Origin of the sequence: Bacteroides sp. ZJ-18, assembly GCF_011038705.2 — a bacterium.
GTDB lineage: Bacteria > Bacteroidota > Bacteroidia > Bacteroidales > Bacteroidaceae > Bacteroides > Bacteroides hominis.
The window spans coordinates 3,077,944-3,098,961 of record NZ_CP072198.1; the positions used below are offsets into that span (position 1 = coordinate 3,077,944).

Sequence of the window (21,018 nt, forward strand, 5' to 3'; positions counted from 1 at the left end):
TGTTGTTTCGTGAGTTTCTTTATATGTCATCTGGAGAATTTCACTCCGTCGCGGAGCCGGATTGACATACGCTCCTCCCGGATGCATGAAATTCAGCTATATACTTCATTTTACCTTCATGGATGCTTTAATGAAATACAGGATTAGCAGTACGTAAGCTACCAGGGCAGCCAACTGTGAGAGGGTATTGTTGAGCCATGCATCGTTCACCAGATTGATTCCGCCGAAGCGCATGGCAGCGCTGACTACACCCATCAGGGCACCTCCGGCAATGAATCCGGATGCCAGCAGCGTCCCTTTTTCGCCCCGTTCGGTGTTGAGCGCACTGTCTTTGCTGCGGGTGGTGACATACCAGTTGATAGCTCCGCCCACTACGAGCGGTACATTCAGTTCGAGCGGGATGAACATACCCAACGCAAACGCCAGTGCAGGAACCTTAAAGAACGTCAGGATGATGGCCAGCACCGCACCGATGCCGTACAGCAGCCAGGGGGCGCCTACACCACTCATCAAAGGTTCGATTACAGCAGCCATCGCGTTGGCCTGCGGTGCGGCAAGTTGTCCGCTTGTGAATCCGTATGTCTTGTTCAGGATAATCATTACACCGCCTACGGTGGCAGCGGATACGATTGTTCCGAGGAACTTCCACGCTTCCTGCTTGGCGGGCGTACTGCCCAGCCAGTAGCCGATCTTCAGGTCGGTGATGAAACCGCCTGCCATAGAGAGGGCTGTGCAGACTACACCGCCCATCACTAATGCGGCAACCATGCCCGAAGGACCTTTCAGCCCGACGGCTACCATTACAACCGATGCCAGAATCAGCGTCATCAGCGTCATGCCCGATACCGGATTGGTACCTACAATGGCGATGGCGTTGGCCGCTACGGTGGTGAACAGGAATGAAATTCCGGCTACCAGTAAAATGGCTACCAGTGTATGTACCAGGTTACCCTGCATTACGTCGAAATAAAAGAACAGCACCACCAGGATCAGCGTGATGATGGAACCGATGGCAATGATCTTCATGGAGAGGTCGCGTTGCGTACGGATGACGTTTTTCTCCACGTCTCCTTTTCCTCCCATCTCTTTAGCTGCCAGTCCCACTGCGCTGCGGATGATGCCCCATGATTTGATGATACCGATCACTCCCGCCATGGCGATACCGCCGATACCGATGCTTTTGGCATAATGGGAGAAGATCTGCTCCGGACTCATGGAACCTACAGTGGCGGTGATTTCCGGATTCCACTGGTTCAGTACAGAGTCGCCGAAGAAAAGGGACATACCCGGTACGATGATCCACCATACGGCCAATGAACCGATGCAGATAATGGAAGCGTACTTCAATCCTACGATATAGCCCAGACCCAGTACGGCTGCACCGGTGTTTACTTTAAATACCAGTTTGGCTTTCTCTGCCAACATTTCACCCGCACCACAGACGCGGGTGGTGAAGTTCTCGTTCCACCAGCCGAAAGTTGCCACGATAAAGTCGTACAGACCTCCGATTAACCCGGCCATCAGCAATGGTTTTGCCTGGCTGCCGCCCTTCTCGCCCGACACCAGCACCTGTGTAGTGGCTGTTGCCTCCGGGAAAGGATATTTACCGTGCATATCGCTTACGAAGTATTTGCGGAAAGGAATCAGGAACAAGATACCCAGCACACCGCCCAGCAGTGAACTGATAAATACTTGCATGAAGGTGACTGACATTTCCGGATATTTGGCTTGCAGGATGTAGAGGGCAGGCAGTGTGAAGATGGCTCCTGCTACGATGACACCCGAGCAGGCACCGATGGACTGGATGATTACGTTTTCGCCGAGTGCGTTTTTACGCTTGGCTGCACCGGACACACCGACTGCTATGATTGCGATGGGGATGGCTGCTTCGAATACTTGTCCCACTTTGAGTCCCAGATAGGCTGCGGCAGCAGAGAAGAGGATGGCCATGGCGATTCCCCATGCTACCGACCAGAGAGTGACCTCCGGATACGTTTTCGTCGGACTCATCAGCGGGTTGTACACTTCTCCCGGCTTTAGTTCCCGGAACGCGTTTTCGGGCAAGCCCGTAAATTTGTCTTCTTCTTGTTTCATAATTGTTTTTTGTAGTTTATGTATAGTTTATCGGATTTCCAAACGGTTGGTTTTTCAAAACAGCCTCAAAGTAAGCAAAAAAAAAGGAGAATCCCGAAAGATTCTCCTCTTTGTTGTTATTTATTTTTGCTTACTTTGAGGCTTTGGCCGTCATGTCGCCTTCCACAAAAAGACGTATCATCTCTGTTTTGGCGTTTGTACGCAGGGTAATCGACTTTTTGAAGTGTCCCGGATATTTATCCGTTCCGTTGTAAGTCACTTTAATTGTACCTGTTTTTCCCGGCATGATGGGTTCCTGGGTATATTCGGGTACGGTGCATCCGCATGATGCCACTGCCTGATGGATGACCAGCGGACCATCGCCGATATTCGTAAACTTGAATGTGCAACTGACAATCGGGTTGTTTTCAGAGAATGTCCCGAAGTCGTGTGTTGTCTTATCAAACTTTATTTCTGCTTTACCTTGAGCCTGGACAAGACCGACGCTCAGTACCATCATAGTGATAAAAAATAGTATTTTCTTCATTTTCTATTTCTTTTTTATGGTTTCGTGGGCGACAAAGTTAAGGCTTTTTTTGATAAATGGTGTCGTATGACGGTGAAATTGTATTAAAAACCGTCTGATGGAGAGGGTGTAGCCATCCGGTGTATAGGGTGTAGCCCTAAGGTGCGGATGGCTACACCCAATGCCCCGGATGGCTACACCCTCCTTAAAAAAGGGGTGGAAACAGGAGGGTGAAGGTACTGCCTTTACCTGTTTCGGACGAAGCGGTGATGGTGCCGTGATGCAGGTGCATGATTTGTCGTGAGATGGTCAGTCCGATACCCGAACCGGTAGTTTTGGTAGTGAAGAACGGTACGAAAATACGTTCGAGCACTTCCTGCTCGATTCCCGTCCCATTGTCTTCAATCCTTATATACGGACGTTCGCCGGAGCTTAATCCGGTCGACAGCCGAATGTCGGTTGCATCGTTTTCGCGGGCATTCCTGATCAGGTTGATAAGTACTTGTTCTATCAGATCCTTGTCTATAATAAGACGCAGGGGCTTGTCCGGCAATACCAGGTGCAAGTCATCCCGGTCTGTATGCATCAGTTGTGCTATCCCTGCCAGTAATTCCCGGTCTGTATATATTTTCAGGAGCGGTTGTGGGAGATGGGATACTTCCCTGTAGCTGTTCACGAACCGGATCAGTCCGTCGCCCCGCCGGCGGATGGTCTGTAACATCTGGAGTATTTCTTTCCGTTCTTCGGCATCACCGTCGAAGTTGCCTATCTGCTGTTCCAGCAATTCCGATAAAGAGGTGACCGGAGTGATGGAATTCATAATTTCGTGCGTCAGTACCCGGATCAGCTTTTGCCAGGCTTCCGTCTCCTGATTGTCCAATACAGAGTGTATGTTCTTCATGCTTGCTACGATCAGGGGACGTCCCTGTATGACGAACTCCATGCCTGAGAGTGCGAGTTGTATTTTTTCTTCTTCCTTTTGCACCTGCAATACAGACAGGTCTCCGGCTTTGAGCGAATAGAGCCGCGAAGGAAGTTCGGGTTGGAAGTCGGCCAGATCTTCGACACTTTTCAGTGTGGATTTTCCCAATAATCTTTTGGCGGCTTCGTTCAGCCATTCTATCTTTCCGGAAGGGGTGTAGACAAGGACCGACAGGTCGATATGATTGGCCAGAGCCTGAAAATACTGGAGTTGGCTCTCTTTTTTCTGAAGATTCTGTTTATAGAAGTCCAAGGCTTCGTTCAGTTCATCCCAAAGTTCTGCAGGGAGCGAATGGAGGTGCTCTTCTCGCTGTGCGGGCAAGGAGAGGAAATCGGAATAACGAATGGCCCAGATGAGTTGTGCCATGGCACGTGCGGAACGGAGGATATACCGGTAAATGGTGTAAGCCACGAAAAGGGTGACACAGCCCGCAACAAGCAGACTGATATAAAACCCGTGCATGCCGAGCCAGATGGTGATAAAACAGCAGAGCAGCAACGCTGCCGTTAATAAGAGGGGATGTTTCACCCATTTTTGTTTCATGTTGTTTCTGTTTGGTGCTCTTATAATCCGTACTTTTCAATGCGCCTGTACAGCGATGTACGGGTGATGCCCAGCATTTCCGCGGCCACTGTGATGTTGCCGGCACAAAGGCGGAGTACTTCATCGATAGTTTCCCGTTCCTGCCGTTCAAGGTTGTATCTCTCTTTTTCGGAGGGCTGTTCCTGCAGGGCGGGACGGAGCATAAAATCGTCGGGTGTCAGGGTGGAGCTTCCTGAGAGAATGACGGCCCGCTCGATGGTGTGTTCCAGTTCGCGTACATTGCCAGGCCAGTGATAGAGCTGCATGCGCTTGCGGGCTTCTTTCGAGATGGTACGGACTTCCTTTTTATACTTCTTCCGGTAATGTTGCAAGAAATGGTCGGCCAGCAGGAACAAGTCGTTTCCCCGTTCACGCAATGGAGGGATGCGTATTTCGATGGTATTGATGCGGTAGAGGAGGTCTTGCCGGAACTGTCCGTTGTCGATAGCCGTATAGAGGTCGGTGTTGGTGGCACATATCAGCCGCACGTCTACCGGGTAAGAGGCAGTGGCTCCCAGTCGGGAACTCTTCCGTTGCTCGATGACCGAAAGCAGTTTGGCTTGTAGCGGAAGGCTGAGATTGCCGATTTCGTTGAGGAACAACGTACCTCCCGAAGCCACTTCCAGCCTGCCGGGTTTGTTTTTCCGTGCATCCGTGAATGCTCCTTTTTCATATCCGAAAAGTTCGCTCTCGAACAGTGTTTCGGGGATACTACCCAAATCGATCGGTACGTATATCCCATTTTTGCGGGGCGACTGTTCGTATACATATCGGGCTATCAAATCCTTCCCAGTACCGTTCTCGCCCAACAATAAAAGGTTGGCATCCGTATCGGCCAATTTACGGATGGTCTGGAAGATGGCTTGCATGGCGGCCGATTCACCGATAATGCGGGTTGGTTCGGGCGAGGGTGCTGCCAAAGCCTCTTTCTGTTCTTTGAGAGATTCCACCTCCGTGCGGCTGAAACTGAGTTGCAGTGCGGCAGATACCGTAGCTATCATCTTGTCATTCTGCCAGGGCTTGGCTATAAAATCGGTGGCTCCCTGCTTGATGGCCTGTACGGCCTTTTCCGTATCGGCGTATGCGGTGATAAATATTACTACGGCCTTGGGATCGAGTTTCAGAATCTCTTCCAGCCATCGGAAACCTTCACGTCCGCTTACGGCATCGCTGCGGAAGTTCATATCCAGCAGTATTACGTCGTGATGGGTACGTGAGAGAATCGGCAACAATTCCCGCGGGTCGGTGGTGACGGTTATTGTTTCCGCAATGGGACGCAACAACATCTTCAACGTGAAGAGGATGTCTTCATTGTCGTCCGCAATCAGTATTCTTCCTCGCTTTAGTGTCATAGTCGGATGTCTTGTATAGCGACAAAGATAGGGAATATGTTTGAATAAGCGGTGTACGATATCGTACAAAAAGTGCACGGTATCGTGCAAAATACCGGTTTGCTGTTTGCGCCAATCGGCTGATAAATAGGGGAGTGCTTATTTGGTATGCTTCTTGTCATTATCTTATTAAAATAACGCATGGCATTGGGGCATCGGAGTATGAACAGGAAATAAGAAGAACGGTATGAAGAGAAGATGTTGTTACATTGAAAGTTTGTTTCTGGCAGGCATTATCTGCTTGTCAGCTTGTGGCAGTAAGAATCCGGGAGTCAGTAAGGAAGAGCTGAAAAAAGAATTTGTCAAAGACAGAACTCAAAAGGATTCTCCGGTTGAAGAAAGCGCACCATCGGAGTTTGCGGAAGATTATCAGGCTCCTCCGGGTATCAAATATCAGCCCCGGATCATGACTGAAGGTGCGATTGTGCTGAATGTTGAATCGGCATTGAAGAATGTCCGTCCTTTCCGGCTCAGTGATTTGGGGAAGGAGGTGAATTATAAAAAGATGGAACCCCGATGTGATGGGAGCTCACTGATTAGGATTGATGATGACTTTCTGGTGTTTGCCGAAGACGGACTTTGGTTGCTGGACCGGGATTTTGAGAAAAAGAAAATGCTGGTTCGTTCGGATTTAAAGGTTATTCACAGCGGAGGTGGTTCAGTGAAAGTTGAAGGAGGATATTTCCTGAGAGATTTTTATTATGATCCTGCCAAGGGGCAATTGCGATTTACATGCCGGAATATGAAGACGGGCAAAGCGCATTTAGTGGTTACTTCCTGGGCAGAGTTGCTGGCATCTCCTCAGCCGGTAGAGTTAAAGTCTATCCGCAGTAAGCTCCCGATAGACAGAAATTATCTTTTTTCCATGCCCGACGGTTATGGAATGCGTGTCAGTTGTTCGGATGAACTTTATACGATGGGATTGAAAGGTGATACGCTTTGCCATTTCGTATTGGGGGATAACGAGCGGTACAAGGCCCGGCTTTTTGAGGCTGAAGGGGATATCGTTTACTATTATCAAGGCAACACCATGTTCTACCATGCGTATGGCGGTAAGATATACAGAATAAAAAATGCTTCGACTCTGGAAGTTGCCTATAAACTCGATTTCGGTTCATTGCCCCATCTGGCAGGGGCCCAGGTGGCCGGTGGGGCTGATGTGGGTAACTCTTATTTCCTCACTTCGTGCGTTGATACGGATCGCTTCCTTTTCTTAAGTATCGATAAAGGATATGATAGCATAAATGCCCGTAGAAACAGGAGTGTGAAACTTTATTCTCTGGTGTATGACAAGCGGAGCGGAGAGTTTTTCTCCTTGCCTGTGGTGTCTGATAAAGTGAATCCGGAGCAGCCGCTTATCATTGCCGATTTGCCGGAAAGTTTACCTTTCTGGCCCAACCGGAGTATAGAAGGCAATCCGGCCCGGTTTTTCTCTAAAAGTTCTTTGTTAGAGTTGTATCCGGCCCAGATGCGGGAAAATGGGCAAGTGGAGAAGTTGAGTAAGACTGATAATATCTGGTTAATTATTAAATAGGTAAATATGATAAGCCATTATTTAAAAGTAGCTCTTCGGTTGATAAAACGGAGCTTCCTGTTTTCTACCATTAATATGTTGGGATTTGTATTGGGCATGGCAGCTGCATTCCTGATTTATTTGTGGGTAGTGGATGAATTGACATTTGAAGATTATAATCCGGATGCAGGGAGGATATTCCGGGTGATTGAAGCCAATTGTACTGAGAGTGGGGAAATAGTGGAAAGCCCTTTTACAGCCATACCCTTGGCCGAAGCTTTTCGTAAAGAGTTCCCTCAGGTGGAACAGGCAACATACGTTAAAGCCAGGGAGTTAAGGTCTTTGTGCTTGAAGGACCGGAATCTTTCTGCTGATATGATATGTGTCGATACGACATTTTTTGATATGTTTCCCTTCAAAGTGGCAGAAGGTGATCCTTCCAAACTCAAATCGGGCTTCAACCATATAGTACTTTCCGAGAAAATGGCCCGAAAGTTCTTTGGTACAGCTTCGGCAATCGGACAACAGCTGATATATACCGAAGGTATGGATACTGAGTACAGCCTTACGGTAGTCGGGGTGGTAAAAGTGCCCCGTAAGAGTCATCTGCAATTTGATGCTGTCGTCGGACAGGCATTATTTGATAAGATGAACGAGAATGTATGCATCTACCGGAGCGGCACAGACTGGGATCGCAGAGAAGCGAATGTCTACGTGAAAATGCGTTCCGGTTCGTCGATGTCCGATGCAGACAGGAACCAAATGAGTCGTTTGTTGAGTAACCGTGTCCATGCAGAACGTTTACTGCGGTTTCAGCCCTTGAATGATATACATTTAAAGACCGACTTTGTAGATGTATCTGTCCGGAATCACGGCAATATGACTTCCATTTTCCTGTTTATAGCTTTGGCCGTATTGATTGTTTTTATGGGGGCATTTAATTTCACTACCCTTTCTACAGCCCGGGCAGCGTTACGTTATAAAGAGATAGGAGTGAGGAAAGTGACCGGTGCCAAGCGTAAAACACTGATTGTGCAGTTTCTTTCCGAAAGTCTGGTGCAGGCGTTCATTTCACTGGTGTTGGCATTAGCCCTGACAGAACTGCTTTTACCACTCTTCAATCAGATGATGGGTAAAGATATTACCCTGCAATTCAGCTGGAGTGTATTGGCCTATATTGTTGTGGGAATTGTCGGTGTGGGATGTCTTTCCGGCAGTTATCCGGCATTTTATCTCTCGGCCATAAATCCGCTGATGGCTTTCAAAGGAGGACAAAAGTCGGGAAAAAAGGGAGGCCTGATACGCGGTCTGCTTTGCGTACAGTTTGTTATTGCCATCACGCTGCTGTTGTATACCGGCATTGTATTCAAACAATTGAATTATTTACAGAATAAAGATTTAGGTCTGAATAGAGAGAATATAGTTTCTGTCTATACGAGTTTATGGTATAACGTTGATGGATTCCGACAAGAAATTCTAAAGAATCCGAATATCCTCAGTGTTTCGATGGGGGCTGAAATTGCCGATTATATGGAAGATAGCAAGGGGCAGGGTGATGTATTGCAGTGGACGGATGCGGAAGGAAAGGTCGATTCACTGCGGATGATGTGTATTTGGGCTGATGGCAATTTTGTGAATACCTTCGGACTGAAACTTCTGAAAGGAGAGATTTTAAAGGCAGATGGCGGAGCTTATTTTAGTGGAGTGTATGATTTTCCGATAATTATTAATGAAACAGCCTGGAAGGCAATGAATGTGTCTGATCCCGTGGGTATGGAGATTAGCGGAGGTTTTGGTGTGGGGAGTTTTAAGAAACGTATTGTGGGCGTTGTGCAGGATTTTAATTTTCAATCGTTGCGTGAAAAAATTAAACCGGCATACCTGATGTACAGTCCGGAATGTCTGGTGAATATACACATTAAGATCTCTCCGGAGCATAAGCAGGAAACTTTGGCGTTTATTCAAAAGAAGTTTGAGGAGATGGCTCCCCTGTTTGTCAAGGAGTTTAAGTATCAGTTTTTTTCAGATGCTTTGAATCGGAATTACGAGAAAGAGCGACAACAAGGCCGGATGCTGTTTTCGTTTACCGTACTTGCTATTGTTATAGCCATGATGGGAGTGTTCGGGCTGGTTTCACTCTCTACCCGGCAGCGTACTAAAGAGATCGGTATCCGTAAAGTGAATGGTGCCCATTCGGATCGGATTGTAAAGATGTTCTGTCTGGAATACCTGAAATGGGTGGGCATTGCCTTTGTGATTGCTTGTCCGTCGGGTTATCTCCTGATGTACTATTGGTTGAGCGATTTTGCCTATCAAACAGCGATCAGCTGGTGGCTGTTTCCGTTGGTGGGACTGATTATAGCCGGCATCACCTTGCTTACGGTGATTGGCCAGACTTGGCGGACGGCTTCACAAAATCCGGTAAAGTCATTGAGATATGAATAATAAAAAAACTGAAAGATTATGATAAAAGCAATTGGATTGACAAAGATATTCCGTACAGAAAGTGTGCAGACTACCGCATTGAACGAAATTAGCATCGAAATATCAGAAGGAGAATTTGTAGCAATCATGGGGCCTTCGGGGTGTGGAAAATCAACTTTGCTGAATATGTTGGGCTTGCTGGATAATCCTACTTCGGGGCAGCTGTGGTTCATTGACAAAGAGGTTTCCCGCTACTCGGAAAACGATCGGACGGATATGCGGAACGGGAATATTGGTTTTGTCTTCCAGAGTTTTAATCTGATAGACGAGCTGACTGTGTTTGAAAATGTGGAATTGCCATTGCTGTATGCCGGAGTACCGGTTCGTGAACGTGTGGAACGTGTGAACAAGGCGTTGGAAAGAATGCAGATTGCCCATCGTGCGGAACATTATCCTCAACAACTATCCGGAGGTCAGCAGCAGCGTGTAGCTATAGCCCGGGCCATTGTGACGAATCCGCGGATTATATTAGCGGACGAGCCGACAGGTAATCTTGATTCTACCAATGGTAATGAGGTGATGGCCTTGTTGAAAGAGTTGAATAAGGATGGGGCAACTATTGTAATGGTGACCCACTCGGAAGAGAATGCGCGGGAGGCCAACCGTATTGTGAGGATGATGGATGGGTGCATTTTGACGGAAAGCAAACGATGAAGGTTTTTGAATGATAAGCAATAAGCGATCAACGATGAATAATGCGATTAACAGAGAGAATTATGATAACCTATTTTACTCGCTAATTACTTTATTATTCATCGTTGATCGTTGTTTACCGTTCATCATTCAAAAGCCTTCATCGTTTCAGTTCATATCCAAGCATCATGCCGTCATAGCTGTCTGCCAATGAACTGATGGCCTTGAGAGTGGCACTGCTGCTTTTACTGGATAAGAAAGTGATTAATTTCAGTAACTTATCTGCTTCAAACAGAAGATCCATTTGCTGGGTCGTATAGTTGACTTTTGCGTTCATGGGGATCAATTTCATGTACTTCAACTGGAGCATGCCGGTTGTGGGGTTATAAGAGTAGGTACCGTTCAGCTTGCGTTTGCCTAAAGTGCTGATAAAAGTACTGTCTGTGTTGAACGTAAAGCTCAGTTGCCCTTCTTTTATGCCGAGTTTGGCTAATTGTTCATCCAGTTTTTGTTCGGCAGCGGAAGCGGCAACCGTTCCTCCGGCTTTTTTCAGCAGATTTTCCGATTCGAATTCAATGGCGGAGCCGGTATAACGCCAGGTTCCGGTCATATCCACTGTTTCGGTATGCCCGGTGACGGCATTGACCACTTTGGAAATATTGTCTTTGTTGAATAGATCTTTAATGGATTGTGCACGACCTGTGGCCGGTACAAGCAGCAGTGTGGCAAGAACTGCCAATGATAATAGTTCTCTTTTCATTTTGATATCTCTGTTTTTACTTTGAATAAAGTTCTTTGTTAATTGATTCGATGTAATTTAATACTTCTGTTCTACCAAGGCATTCTTCCGATGAAGTGATGAAGTAGGGGGGGAGTTCTTCCCACTGTTTCCGTAACTCCTTCAGATATGCGTTGATATTCATTTTGAGTCGTCCTCCTTTTAGCTTGTCTGCTTTGGTGAAGATAATGGAAAAGGGGATTCCGTTCTCACCCAACCATTCCATGAACTCTATATCTATTTTCTGGGGCTCCAACCGACTGTCTATCAATACGAAAAGATTGGTCATCTGTTCCCGCTCGAGGATATAGTCTTCGATGATAGTGCGTATTTGCTCCTGTCCTTTCTGGCCTCGTCTGGCATATCCGTATCCGGGGAGGTCAACCAGATACCAACTGTTATTGATCAGAAAATGGTTGATAAGCATTGTCTTACCGGGAGTGGCGGAAGTCATGGCCAGTCCCTTTCGGGCGGTCAGCATATTGATGAGGCTGGATTTGCCCACATTGGATCGGCCGATAAAGGCGTATTCGGGAAAGGTGCCTGCAGGACATTTTTTCACGTCCGTGTTACTAATTACAAACTCAGCATTGGTTATTTCCATATTTCTTGTTAGTTTTTAAATTCATTTTTTAGTTGCTTTTCTTGATGCAATCCACATCCCTGCAAAAGTAAGCATACCGTTCAGCATCAGTAATTCATAACCAAACTGATAGCCGGTTTCCTGACGGGCAAGCCTATCGGCTGCGTAACATATCAGCGGTGAAACTATCGCAATAAACGGTATGTACCGATCGTTTGTTTGCCGTCGGGTAAACAAACCGAAAGCAAACATTCCCAAAAGAGGGCCATATGTATAGGAAGCTATGATGTAAATGGCATCAATAACACTTTGATTGTTCAATGCATCGACAAGGCAGATAAAGAAAACGAGCAGAATAGAGAGCCCGATGTGTACCCGGTTTCGTTTTTTACGGGCTATTCCTTCTGTGTCTTTCCCTGTGTCGAGCAGATCGATGCAAAAGCTCGTTGTCATGGCGGTCAAAGCCGAATCCGAATTACTAAAGGCGGCGGCAATGATACCGATTGTGAATAGAATCAGCACTCCTTCTCCCAGATACCCTTGAGTAGCAAACATAGGCAGGATATCGTCACCGGTTGCCGGAAGTTCCAGCTGCATCTCCTGAGCAAGGACCAGTAATAAAATGCCAAGGCCGAGGAACAGCAGGTTGAGCGGGGCGAATGCGAAGCCATAACAATACATATTTTTCTGTGCGTCACGCAGGCTACGGCAAGAAAGGTTTTTTTGCATCATGTCTTGATCGAGTCCGGTCATAACGATAACAATGAAAATCCCGCTCAGAAACTGCTTGAAGAAATTCTGGCGTGACATCCAGTCGTCAAATACAAAAATGCGGCTGTGTTCATTGTTACTGATTGTCTGTATGACTCCGCTGAAGTCGAGATTTAGTTTTGCTGTGACAAAAACAAGGATACAGATCAGTGCGGCAATCAGACAGAAGGTCTGTAAGGTGTCTGTCCAGACGATAGTTTTAATACCGCTCTTGTGAGTGTATATCCAGACTAAGGCTACCGATCCGGCAGCAATACTCCAGAATGGCATGCCCATGTCGCGAAACACATAGGTATATAGAATCAGACAGACGAGGTATAGTTTTGCAGCTGTGCCCAGCATACGCGAAAGAAGGAAAAAAGAAGCTCCTGTACGGTAGGCGCGCTTTCCGATACGGGTATCCAGATAAGTGTATATGCTGGTCAGGTTGAGTTTATAATAGAGTGGGAGGAGTATATGGGCAACTGCCAGGTAACCGAAAAAGAATCCGAATACAGTTTGCATATACGTCATATCCATCGCCTTTACCATGCCGGGTACAGATACGAAAGTCACTCCCGAAATGGATGCGCCAATCATTCCGAAAGCAACGATGTACCACGGAGACTGGTTTTCTCCTTTGAAAAACGCTGCATTCGAACCTCCTTTCCGTCCGGTGATACGGGCTATCAGCAAGAGAATGGCAAAGTAACATACAATAGTGACAAGTATCATCATAACGGGTACAAAGGTAACACTTATTTTGCAAACGATGATTGCTAATTAAAATTTGATATTTATCTCTACGGGTCTATAATGGAATTTTATATATGGATCAGCAATATTTATAGACGAATAAATAATAAAAGTTTGGTAATCACCCGCACCGCTCTGTTGCAGGTAAACCCACCCTCTTGTAACAGTTGAAACACCCGCCTATGCTGCGTTTATTTAGATATTAACGATTGATAAGCAAATGATGAATAACCATATTTATGTCAATATGACGGCATAAACAACTGCCGAAACTGAGAGGCTTATTATAGAATAAATAGTGGCAGACTTTGGTGATTTCTTCACGAGTTTCACGATACCCATCAAAAGGCCACCCAATATAGGTGTCAGGGTGCCGAGTGTTATTAACAGATTTCCATCGCCATTGGAATCTAATACGATGCCCATGACGGCATAGACAGGAATAATGCTGGCCAATAGCGCGAGAACGGTAGCGATTCTTGATATAGTTTTCATTATGACTGGGGTGCTTTATAAATAAGTCCGGCAAATTTAGAAATAATAATGGATAAAGAACGATTCAAATACTGGTTACGGATAAAAAGTTTCTGTTTGAGGCAGTTTGGGAGCGGTGAGAAGTGGGAGCTGATTCAGTTCAGATTTGTAATGGTTCTGATTTCACCACAGATTACACGGATTGATAATTAATTTCGTTGAGAATAAGATTAAAGAATCTGTGCTCATCCGTGTAGTCTGTGGTGAAATGGATTTAGTTTTCCAGTAGTTTTTTCATCACCTTCTCTTCTTGTCGGATACGTACAGCCAGCAAGCATACATAAATCGGTAGCCCGATAAATAGCGTGTACCAGGCATTACAGAGTAAACCAACTCCAATTAGCTCAGGTATGATATTCAGATAGTAATTGGGATGTCGCACCGTCCTGAAAAGGAAGCTCTTTTCAATGCGTTGACCGGGAACAATATAAAGTTTCACTGTCCATACATCGTGTAGTTTATAGATGACATAGAATAACATAGCATAGGCAAAGCCCATTACAAGAACACCACACACGGAGAAACAGTTGAAGGTAGTTCCCGAAATATACGCTTCATAAAGGGCGGATAAATAGTAAGCGACATGCGCTAATGTCAGTAATAACGAATTAACTTTACCATATTGTACAGCTCCGTTTTTCAGGAGACGTTTTTCGTTACGAATGGAATAGGCCAAGGACAACAATCTGAGTGTGAAAAAGACGATAAATGTAATAATGATATTCTGCATTGTTTTTGTATTTTAGGGAGCAAAGATAATTTTTTATTTTCGTTCTCAAAATGACGAAGGAATGCCCGGCACAAACGAGCCGAAACTCAGTTCATTTCAGAATAGCTATGAATTGGCGGATGGGCATAGGAGTTTTTAAATACTGGTTAAAAATATGCGGCTTTCATTCTGATCTGTTTGATATTTGTGAAAAAAGGAATTTGCTGAAGATAAAATCTAAAAAGCGGTTTTAAAAGTAATTCCGTGAGATTATAACCTGGAACCGCTTATAAAACCGCTTTCCGTTTACAAAGGTTTTAACTTCAACTCTATTTGTGTAACTGAGCCCGAACGTATGGTACGTCCCGAAGACCATATTTCATAGTTCTCCGTACCACTGCCATATTGAACGGCGAAAGTAAAGAATCTGTCTTTACTTGACTCGAACCACTCATCATAAGTAAAAATGAAAGTGGCCACTCCTTTAGAGTTGGTTAATGCATATGCTGTAGGAGTCGTTCGATTATCCTTTTTGAACTCTTCATAAGTTTTTTCATCGAACATTTGGACGATTTCGTTAGACAGGGGTTTGTCATCAGCACTGATCACAGTGACTAATACCTGCGTATCATTTTTGTTTTCATCATCGCTGCTACAGGATGTAAGCACTAAACTAATGAGGGTGAATAGATAGAAAGTAGTCTTTTGTAAGTTCATAATTTTAGTTATTTAGCTATAATAACAAAAATGTGCCGTTGGTTGTTCAACGTATAAGGGGTAGCCATCGGGAACCGCACTTGTTCATGCCGTAAGAAATATGATCTGAACATTTAGGAATATTTGAGATTAATTTTTATCATCTGATACTTGAAAATGATCGTTCGGCGGTGTCGAACCTGATTGCGGTATGTGTCTGTGATCGTTATTCTGAGCTGTTTTTATAGTTCCGTAATGATAGGTTGTCTCGGAAATTGTAATAGAAGAAATGAACAGGTCGATTGAATAAGTCTCCTATTTTATCAGTGGCAGATTTGCCATTTATAAAATATGCGTATCTTTGTGCTTCATTAAGTATACAATATCTTTATGGGAGAGTTGAAGTGCTTTTATATTAAATCTGTTGCTTCTATGCGTATTGATATATACTTTATTGAAAATTAAATAGATATACTTGTTTGTATATGAATCAACAATATCCATCGACGTTGCTTGAAAAAGCCGTCGGAGAATTTTCTAAATTGCCGGGTATCGGACGGAAAACAGCTATGAGACTGGTGCTTCATTTATTGCGTCAGGATACATCTGTGGTAGAAGCTTTCGGAAGCTCTATTATAACTTTAAAGCATGAGGTGAAATATTGCAAGGTGTGTCATAATATATCTGATACAGAGACTTGTCAGATCTGCGCAAATCCGCAGCGAGATGCTTCTATGGTTTGTGTCGTAGAGAATATACGGGATGTGATGGCTGTAGAGGCTACTCAGCAATATCGTGGACTATACCATGTTTTGGGTGGTGTAATTTCACCTATGGATGGGGTGGGGCCGGGCGATTTGCAGATAGAAAGCCTGGTGCGTCGGGTAGCCGAAGGCGGAATAAATGAAGTCATTCTTGCTCTCAGCACAACCATGGAAGGGGATACTACAAATTTTTATATTTACCGTAAACTTGAGAAAATGGGTGTCAAACTGAGTGTGCTTGCCCGCGGGGTATCTATTGGTGACGAGTTGGAATACACTGATGAGATAACATTAGGTAGAAGTATCGTGAACCGCACAACGTTTACCGGAACCGTTTAAAATGGAATTACTGTAATTGATAATCATTATATATAATAAATGGAAGAACAAATAAAACGCGTTGTGAAAAGCCAGAAGATACAGTATATTTCTTTTTGGATCATTCCGTTACTGTTGGTATTGCTTGGAGAAGCTGGTGTGTTGCCTGTTGGAATAAAAGCAGACAATGTAAGGGCCGTTTATGTTTTTGAAACAACCGGTATTTTGATAACGGCTGTCTGTATACCACTTTCTCTTAAATTATTCAGTTTTGTTTTGACAAAGAAAATAGATCAACTGACGTTTCCGGTGGCATTGAGCCGCTACATGCTTTGGAGTGCTGTTCGGCTGGCTTTACTGGAATTTGTAGTGGTGTTTAATCTGGCAGGTTACTACTTTACACTTAGCAGTACAGGTGCGCTATGTGCACTTATAGGCCTGACGGCCTCCTTTTTCTGTCTTCCGGGAGAGAAAAGATTACGTGCCGAGCTACATATCAACAAAGAATAAATGATGAAACAATCTTTCTTGACCAATGAGCGAATATACCTCCGTGCAGTGGAACCGGAGGATTTGGATATCATGTACGAAATGGAAAATGATCCTTCCATGTGGGATATCAGTAGTTTTACAGTTCCGTATTCTCGTTTTGTGCTGAAACAATACATTGAAGGTTCACAGAGCGACATGTTTGCTGATAAACAGCTGAGGTTGATGATTATGCGCCGGAATGACAATCGTGCTTTGGGAACAGTTGATATAACTGATTTTGTGCCCTTGCATTCAAGAGGAGCAGTCGGAATTGCCGTTCATAGGAATTATAGACAGGAGGGGTATGCTGCCGATGCATTGAAGCTGCTTTGTGAATATGCTTTTAATTTTTTATTTGTGAAACAATTGTATGCCCATATAGCTATAGATAATGAGGCCAGTTTACGATTGTTTACTTCTTGTGGATTTACCCAATGTGGGGTATTGAAAGATTGGCTGTTGACACACGAAGGTTATAAAGATGCAGTACTTGTGCAATGTATGAATCCTAAGCGGTAATTTTAGTTTAGAGAAGGAACTTGTGGGAAGCGGGACCAGGTTTCATACTTGCTACCCAATTTCCCTAAAGCTTCTTTCCACATGCCTTTTATATCTTCATTCATTAAATAGGTGTTTTCTTCTTTTGAAATAATCCAGGTATTCTCCTTTATTTCCTGAATTAGTTGTTCGCACTCCCAACCGGAATATCCGAGAAAAAAGCGTATCTTTCCTTTTACAGGATTTCCTTGTAAAATGTATCTTTTGATAGCATCGAAATCTCCATTGAGGTATAATCCATTATTGATTGGAAGGGTTCCGGGAATTTCGCGTAGAGTATGTAAATAGAATAGGGTATCGGTTCCGATAGGACCACCTTTGTGTAGCGGAATATCTTCTATATATTTAAATTCTTTAATAATATCATTGAGCATCAATGGGAGTTGTTTATTTATAATCAATCCCATGCTTCCTTCCTCAGTATGATCAACAAGTAATACTACTGACCTTCCGAAGGTTACGTCGTGGAGGAAAGGTTCTGATATCAGAATCTTTCCTCTCGACGGCATTACGTTATTCGATTGGATCTTAAATATGTCGGAATTGATGTTCATGCCCCTAATTTAAAGATTTATTTTACACGAACAAACAATATTCCTCTTTTTTTCGATTTAGTGTGCTCTTTTTAAGATATAGGATGGTTCTCGGCAAATAATTTCATTCTTTCATCCAACTGAGTATATTGGTGCTCTTTAATGAAAGAAGTGCATGCACGCAATCCCTGTTGATGGCTTCCTGTGGTAACTAAAGAAATTGCACTCACTCCATAGTACATCAATTCTTTAGCTAACTCTCCACCGGTCATTCCCGGATAGCCAATGGTGAAATAAAAACCGTCGGCAACAGGATCTTCAAGATCTTTATCGTATACCAAATGGAAGCCGTAGCGTAAGAATATCTCTTTTAACTTACGGGCACGTTCACCATATATCTTCACTTCATTTAGGAAATTGTATTTACCTTCATTGGCTGCTTTCAGCATAGCTGCCATAGCGAATTGTGCCGAATGACTGGTTCCTGACGAGAGAGCATACAGTACACGATGGATAAATACAGTACCAAAAGTGCCGCCTCCGTAGCGTTTGTCGAATCCGGGATAATGGCGATGATATAATTTATCAGAGATACAGCTGACACCGATACGTTGTCCTGCATAACTGAATGCTTTAGAACCGGATATAAGTAGAATATAGTTGTCTGTGTAGTGTGCTACCGAAGGTTGGTAAGGTGCGTGATATGGATTGCTTAGATCTTGACGGAAGTCCATAGCAAAATATGCCAGGTCTTCAAGGATAATCACATCGTATTGGGTCGCTAATTCACCGATAATCTTTAGCTCTTCATCTTTCAAACAAATCCAGCTTGGATTATTGGGATTCGAATATATGATAGCTGAAATATTTCCTTTTTTCAGATAGCTTTCAAGTTTCTCTTTTAATTTGTCTCCTCGGTAGTCGTAAACATCAAATGTTTCGTATTTCTGCCCCATAACAACTAATTGTTGTTTTTGTACCGGAAAACCGGGATCTATGAATAAAATTGTATCTTTCTTTTCGTCGCATTGACTGCAAGTCAGGAAAGATGCGAAAGTACCCTGCATAGATCCTGTGACAGGTACACAACCTTCCGGTTTGAGATCTATATTGATAAATGCTTTTATGAATTTTGATGCTTCCAGTTTTAGTTCCGGCAATCCATTAATATCAGGATATAAACTTGCTATTCCGTTTTGCAGTGCTTCTATTTCGGCCTTCACTCCTACAGAAGAGGGGGGAAGACCTGGTACTCCCATTTCCATTTTTATAAATTCAACTCCGGATGTTGCTTCTGCTTTCGCTGCTATGGCTTTTACTTCACGGATGGTTGCTTTTGAAAAGTCGGCTATTTGAAATTCTTCGATAGTTTCATCAATAAGATGCCGTTTGATAGGTGTATCTTTCATGTTTCTTTTTATTGCTTTATAATTTGTGTCACAAAGATAGGTATAATCTACTTATAATCAACAAATGAATAAGAAAGATGAAAAAAATCTTTCTTAGCTATTGCAGATATAAAATAAATATCTACCTTTGCAACCGCAATCGAGAGAGATAGCGATTAAGAAATGAAATACTGGTGCGTTAGTTCAGTTGGTTAGAATACATGCCTGTCACGCATGGGGTCACGGGTTCGAGTCCCGTACGCACCGCAAAGGAGAATTGAGAACAAATATTTAGCACTGATATTCAATATATTAGTGCTTTTTTATGTTCTTACCTTTGCTACACTTTTAAAAATGGTGTGCATAATATGCGACCGATTATTAGTAACCCGTGCGACCAATCCATGCGTAACATTTATGTATTTTAACTAACTGAACTAATGAATGTTATATATTGATTACTTTTTAAATTTTGTACCTTCCGTCTTATATGAATACGTTTTTCTATCTTAAGTCCATCATTTATCATGTAAAGTGATTTTGTAAAAGGATGAGATCCTTATGTCATATAAGCAAAAAAGACTGTATGGAGTTTTGTTCAGAACAGTCTTGCAATTCAATGCATTCTTTGTCTTGTTTTGGTATTATTGGTGTCCCATTCCACTTCAGTTTGTTGACTAATCCTTTCTTTTGAGTAACATGCCAAGACACAGCTATCTATCTTCTACCTTTTCCTTTGTTTAGTCCTCCCATAGGAGTGGAGATAAGGACAGCTTTTAATGGTTCTACCATATCAACTTTACGTTCATAAATTCCCATGTGTTTCTTTCCTTTAAAACGGTTCTTCTCCAAATTTGGTGGTAAATTCTTTATTTCTTTATTTTCAAGTTGATAATTGTCCTTTTTGCTTGCTTTAATAAGAAAAACCAGACACCGGCTGAATAAGATAACTCAAGTTTCGGAAGTGAATTTGCGCCGTCTGAACCGGTATCTTCATCCTTATCCCTTTCTTCAATTAACATTGTTAATGCCTTTTGCAGTTTGTCAGGTTCTTATGCGCAAATAATAAGGCTTTTGCATTTAAAGAACTTGTTATTCACATCCAAAGAACAAGCTTTAACTCTGTGTTAAAACAAAGCTTTTGAAGATGGAAATTTTACTTTTTAAAGATATTGATTTTCAGATGGTTTATTCTAAAATTCGCTTCTTCACCTCATGGATAGACTCTTCGGGGGAAATCGGGATACTTGCTTTTTTGTCAACTATAAACGAGGGCTTACACTTCCCTTACCACCAAATTTGAAGAAGAACCTTTAAAACTGTTATTCTGTATTTTGCATTGTGCTTTGAATGATAAATAATTGGAAATTATTCCTTTAAAGTAAGATCTATTGATAAATAAATCTCTTATTTCCAACTTGGAAGTGGATAAACATGAATTTGTATACGGATTTTTTGTTTTGATGAGTTCCAATATATCGTTTACTTTTACATTATATGCTTTGGCAATGTCTCCGATAGTCATTCCAACTAGATTCTTGAATTTCTTTCGGCTATAGGAATCGTTTGGGTTGGGAACTAAAAAATTCTTTTGGCGTATTAGTTCCTTTTCCTCTTGGCATACTGCTTCCTTTTTCTTTTGCGTGACCTGTTTAATTTTCCTTAGTTCAGTCAGTTGTTCAAGGAAATAGAGTTGTATCTTATATTTATTAATCATATTCATGATTCTTAATTGGAAAACTTTATTGTTTAGTAGATTCTCTTCCAAAAGTTCTTTGATTATCAAATCTATTTTTCTGTGGTATTAACTGGTATATAATGGGTTAGCTCCATGGATGTATGTCTTTAAGGTTTCAGACAAATTTAATTATAATTTGGGTAATATGATTAGGATTGAATAAAAAAGATGAGGAATCTTTCACTTTCCTACAAAGGA

20 protein-coding genes and 1 tRNA gene are annotated in these 21,018 nt (G+C 43.2%); 7 read left to right on the forward strand and 14 right to left on the reverse strand.

Annotation, left to right across the window (positions count from 1 at the left end; all coding sequences use genetic code 11):
- Positions 1 to 105 precede the first annotated feature (105 nt).
- From G7Y45_RS12265 to G7Y45_RS12280, 4 genes are all read right to left on the reverse strand, one after another.
- On the reverse strand, positions 106 to 2,094 hold the full coding sequence (locus G7Y45_RS12265; RefSeq protein ID WP_005777032.1) for an OPT family oligopeptide transporter: 1,989 nt from the start codon (positions 2,092 to 2,094) through the stop codon (positions 106 to 108).
- Positions 2,095 to 2,224: 130 nt separating this feature from the next.
- On the reverse strand, positions 2,225 to 2,620 hold the full coding sequence (locus G7Y45_RS12270; protein ID WP_032530862.1) for a DUF1573 domain-containing protein: 396 nt from the start codon (positions 2,618 to 2,620) through the stop codon (positions 2,225 to 2,227).
- Positions 2,621 to 2,804: 184 nt separating this feature from the next.
- Positions 2,805 to 4,124, reverse strand: coding sequence for a PAS domain-containing sensor histidine kinase (locus G7Y45_RS12275; protein ID WP_032530861.1), 1,320 nt, complete (start codon positions 4,122 to 4,124; stop codon positions 2,805 to 2,807).
- Between the two features lie 20 nt (positions 4,125 to 4,144).
- Positions 4,145 to 5,515: a sigma-54 dependent transcriptional regulator gene (locus tag G7Y45_RS12280; protein WP_032530860.1), complete on the reverse strand. Its 1,371-nt coding sequence runs from the start codon at positions 5,513 to 5,515 to the stop codon at positions 4,145 to 4,147.
- Positions 5,516 to 5,741: 226 nt separating this feature from the next.
- Here G7Y45_RS12280 and G7Y45_RS12285 point away from each other — a divergent pair, with 226 nt between their 5' ends.
- The 3 genes from G7Y45_RS12285 to G7Y45_RS12295 are packed head-to-tail and all read left to right on the forward strand — an operon-like array spanning position 5,742 to position 10,205.
- Complete coding sequence (locus tag G7Y45_RS12285; protein ID WP_032530859.1) at positions 5,742 to 7,088, forward strand: DUF4933 domain-containing protein; 1,347 nt, start codon at positions 5,742 to 5,744, stop codon at positions 7,086 to 7,088.
- Positions 7,089 to 7,094: 6 nt separating this feature from the next.
- Positions 7,095 to 9,512 carry an ABC transporter permease gene (locus tag G7Y45_RS12290; protein ID WP_165014609.1) on the forward strand — a complete coding sequence of 806 codons (2,418 nt, stop codon included), beginning with the start codon at positions 7,095 to 7,097 and terminating at the stop codon, positions 9,510 to 9,512.
- An 18-nt stretch (positions 9,513 to 9,530) separates the two neighbouring features.
- Positions 9,531 to 10,205, forward strand: a complete 675-nt coding sequence (locus G7Y45_RS12295) for an ABC transporter ATP-binding protein (RefSeq protein ID WP_005777044.1) — start codon at positions 9,531 to 9,533, stop codon at positions 10,203 to 10,205.
- A 139-nt stretch (positions 10,206 to 10,344) separates the two neighbouring features.
- On the opposite strand, the gene G7Y45_RS12300 is transcribed toward G7Y45_RS12295, so the two are convergent.
- The 6 genes from G7Y45_RS12300 to G7Y45_RS12325 form a co-directional block, all read right to left on the reverse strand.
- On the reverse strand, positions 10,345 to 10,944 hold the full coding sequence (locus tag G7Y45_RS12300; RefSeq protein WP_022012410.1) for a DUF4923 family protein: 600 nt from the start codon (positions 10,942 to 10,944) through the stop codon (positions 10,345 to 10,347).
- Positions 10,945 to 10,960: 16 nt separating this feature from the next.
- Positions 10,961 to 11,566: a ribosome biogenesis GTP-binding protein YihA/YsxC gene (gene yihA, locus G7Y45_RS12305; protein ID WP_005777046.1), complete on the reverse strand. Its 606-nt coding sequence runs from the start codon at positions 11,564 to 11,566 to the stop codon at positions 10,961 to 10,963.
- A gap of 21 nt (positions 11,567 to 11,587) precedes the next feature.
- Positions 11,588 to 13,033, reverse strand: coding sequence for a sodium:solute symporter (locus tag G7Y45_RS12310; protein WP_165014612.1), 1,446 nt, complete (start codon positions 13,031 to 13,033; stop codon positions 11,588 to 11,590).
- 255 nt (positions 13,034 to 13,288) lie between these two features.
- Positions 13,289 to 13,546, reverse strand: coding sequence for a hypothetical protein (locus G7Y45_RS12315; protein ID WP_032530853.1), 258 nt, complete (start codon positions 13,544 to 13,546; stop codon positions 13,289 to 13,291).
- A 253-nt stretch (positions 13,547 to 13,799) separates the two neighbouring features.
- Complete coding sequence (locus G7Y45_RS12320) at positions 13,800 to 14,315, reverse strand: isoprenylcysteine carboxyl methyltransferase family protein (RefSeq protein ID WP_005777051.1); 516 nt, start codon at positions 14,313 to 14,315, stop codon at positions 13,800 to 13,802.
- A gap of 285 nt (positions 14,316 to 14,600) precedes the next feature.
- Positions 14,601 to 15,011: a hypothetical protein gene (locus G7Y45_RS12325; protein WP_005777052.1), complete on the reverse strand. Its 411-nt coding sequence runs from the start codon at positions 15,009 to 15,011 to the stop codon at positions 14,601 to 14,603.
- Positions 15,012 to 15,475: 464 nt separating this feature from the next.
- Between G7Y45_RS12325 and recR the strand changes: the two genes are divergently transcribed.
- Genes recR through G7Y45_RS12340 form a run of 3 tightly spaced genes read left to right on the forward strand, consistent with a single transcriptional unit; the run spans position 15,476 to position 17,122 of the window.
- On the forward strand, positions 15,476 to 16,093 hold the full coding sequence (gene recR, locus G7Y45_RS12330) for a recombination mediator RecR (RefSeq protein WP_005787270.1): 618 nt from the start codon (positions 15,476 to 15,478) through the stop codon (positions 16,091 to 16,093).
- Between the two features lie 39 nt (positions 16,094 to 16,132).
- Positions 16,133 to 16,582: a hypothetical protein gene (locus tag G7Y45_RS12335; RefSeq protein ID WP_005805427.1), complete on the forward strand. Its 450-nt coding sequence runs from the start codon at positions 16,133 to 16,135 to the stop codon at positions 16,580 to 16,582.
- 3 nt (positions 16,583 to 16,585) lie between these two features.
- Complete coding sequence (locus G7Y45_RS12340) at positions 16,586 to 17,122, forward strand: GNAT family N-acetyltransferase (RefSeq protein ID WP_005805429.1); 537 nt, start codon at positions 16,586 to 16,588, stop codon at positions 17,120 to 17,122.
- 2 nt (positions 17,123 to 17,124) lie between these two features.
- Here the strand turns inward: G7Y45_RS12340 and G7Y45_RS12345 are convergent, their stop codons facing one another.
- The gene (locus tag G7Y45_RS12345; protein ID WP_005777059.1) at positions 17,125 to 17,715 is read right to left on the reverse strand and encodes a YqgE/AlgH family protein; all 591 of its coding nucleotides are present in this window, start codon (positions 17,713 to 17,715) and stop codon (positions 17,125 to 17,127) included.
- 71 nt (positions 17,716 to 17,786) lie between these two features.
- Positions 17,787 to 19,103: a pyridoxal phosphate-dependent aminotransferase gene (locus tag G7Y45_RS12350; RefSeq protein WP_005805431.1), complete on the reverse strand. Its 1,317-nt coding sequence runs from the start codon at positions 19,101 to 19,103 to the stop codon at positions 17,787 to 17,789.
- Between the two features lie 172 nt (positions 19,104 to 19,275).
- On the opposite strand from G7Y45_RS12350, the gene G7Y45_RS12355 reads away from it, so the two are divergent.
- Positions 19,276 to 19,349: transfer RNA gene (locus G7Y45_RS12355), tRNA-Asp, on the forward strand.
- Positions 19,350 to 19,951: 602 nt separating this feature from the next.
- On the opposite strand, the gene G7Y45_RS12360 is transcribed toward G7Y45_RS12355, so the two are convergent.
- Complete coding sequence (locus G7Y45_RS12360) at positions 19,952 to 20,104, reverse strand: hypothetical protein (RefSeq protein ID WP_165014615.1); 153 nt, start codon at positions 20,102 to 20,104, stop codon at positions 19,952 to 19,954.
- 254 nt (positions 20,105 to 20,358) lie between these two features.
- Positions 20,359 to 20,805 carry a hypothetical protein gene (locus tag G7Y45_RS12365; RefSeq protein ID WP_233484092.1) on the reverse strand — a complete coding sequence of 149 codons (447 nt, stop codon included), beginning with the start codon at positions 20,803 to 20,805 and terminating at the stop codon, positions 20,359 to 20,361.
- Between the last annotated feature and the right edge of the window lie 213 nt (positions 20,806 to 21,018).